The 1,849-nt window shown below is 43.3% G+C and carries 3 protein-coding genes; all 3 read left to right on the forward strand.

Going from position 1 to position 1,849, the window contains the following annotated elements; translation table 11 throughout:
• On the forward strand, nt 1–805 hold an 805-nt coding region (ribD, locus tag LD39_RS09380; RefSeq protein ID WP_035545522.1), incomplete at its 5' end, for a bifunctional diaminohydroxyphosphoribosylaminopyrimidine deaminase/5-amino-6-(5-phosphoribosylamino)uracil reductase RibD.
• Nucleotides 806–807: 2 nt separating this feature from the next.
• Complete coding sequence (ribE, locus tag LD39_RS09385; protein WP_035545523.1) at nt 808–1,458, forward strand: riboflavin synthase; 651 nt, start codon at nt 808–810, stop codon at nt 1,456–1,458.
• Nucleotides 1,459–1,472: 14 nt separating this feature from the next.
• Nucleotides 1,473–1,849: 3,4-dihydroxy-2-butanone-4-phosphate synthase (locus LD39_RS09390; RefSeq protein WP_035545525.1), on the forward strand; the 377-nt coding region annotated here is incomplete at its 3' end.

Here is a 1,849-nt window from a genome sequence, read left to right on the forward strand (position 1 = left end):
AATTATTGCCTCTGATGATCCGAACCCGAAAGTTTCAGGACGCGGAATTGAAATGATGGAACGGGCAGGAATCGAAGTACGAACGCAGGTCAAGAAAGAGGAAGCTGACGCTTTGAATCGATCATTTTTCCATTTTATACAGAAAAAAGAACCTTATATCCGTTTGAAATCGGCCATGAGTCTCGACGGAAAGATTGCTACCTCCACAGGAGAGAGCCAATGGATTACAGGGGAAGAAGCACGAAAAGATGGTCATCACTACCGTCATCAATCAGATGCCATTTTAGTTGGAATCAACACAGTTCTTGTAGATAATCCTAAGCTTACAACAAGGATAGATGGCCAAGGTTCTCATCCAATTCGAATCGTTCTTGATACGCGGTTAAGGATCCCTCCTTCTGCTCAATTAATACAAAATCAAGAAGCCCCGACTTGGATATTTGTAGGAAAAGATGTAACTCAGGCCGATATCGATGCTTTTAAATCATATCCCCATGTAGAAATCATTCCGATGAAAGATGAGAAAGTTAGAATTGAAGAATTAGTGTCTTACCTCGGCGAGCAAAAGGTTACCTCCGTCCTCGTTGAAGGTGGAGGGACGATTGCTGACGCGTTTGTACGTGCTGGAAAAGTAAATGAAACCGTAACGTATGTCGCACCGAAGCTAATTGGTGGCAAGGACGCTTTAACTCCTGTGGGAGGGAAGGGCGTCAGTCAACTCAAACAAGTAGAAGCATTTAAGATTCTATCAACGGAACAAGTCGGGGATGACATCAAGATCATCTCTGTAAAAAGGGAGGAGTAACCTTGTTTACAGGTATCATCGAGGAAATAGGAACTTTAAAATCAGTAAAAAGTAAAACCGAAGCCTTAGAAATAACCATTACAGCGAAAGACATTTTGGGAGATGTCCGTTTAGGAGACAGCATCTCAATCAATGGGGTCTGTTTGACGGTGACCGCCTTCACTGAAAGCACAGTCGCTTTCGATGTGATGCCAGAAACGTACAGGGCAACAACACTGCAGGACTTACAACAAGGCAGTCCAGTTAATCTGGAACGAGCGATGGCTGCAGGTGGACGCTTTGGAGGTCATCTAGTTTCCGGCCATATCGACGGGACAGGCAAGATCGTTTCAAAGCGACCGGAATCGAATGCCGTTTATTATGATATTGAGCTGCCGGAAGATCTTATCCATTACTTTGTCTATAAAGGCTCGATTGCTGTAGACGGCACATCCTTGACTGTTTTCGGGGTGAAAGACCATCATGTGACGATTTCCTTAATCCCTCATACGATGGAACACACCGTATTAGGTAAGAAAGAACCTGGGGATGCAGTTAATATCGAATGCGACATGATCGGTAAATACGTCGCCCATTTTTTAAGCGGCCAACAATCTGAAAAACCTGAATCAGCGATTTCGAAGCAAATGCTTGCTGATAATGGTTTTGCATAAGAGAAGGTGAAATGATGTTTGATTCAATAGAAAAAGCGATTGAAGAACTAAAACAAGGAAAATTAGTCATCGTCTGTGATGATGAGGATCGGGAAAACGAAGGAGACCTTGTCGGTATCGCTGAATATGCAACTTCTGAGATGATCAACTTTATGATCAAGTATGGTAGAGGACTCGTTTGCGCTCCGATTACAGATCCTCTGGCTCGCGATCTGGAGCTTTTACCAATGGTGGATGATAATACGGATCCGAATAAAACAGCTTTTACCGTCAGCGTCGATCATAAGGATACAACAACAGGGATATCCGCAGATGAACGTGCACTCACGATTCGTGAAATGTTGAATCCTGAATCAACAGCTGCCGATTTTAATAAACCAGGTCATATTTT

The sequence above is a fragment of the Halobacillus sp. BBL2006 genome, assembly GCF_000786645.1.
Taxonomy (GTDB): domain Bacteria; phylum Bacillota; class Bacilli; order Bacillales; family Halobacillaceae; genus Halobacillus.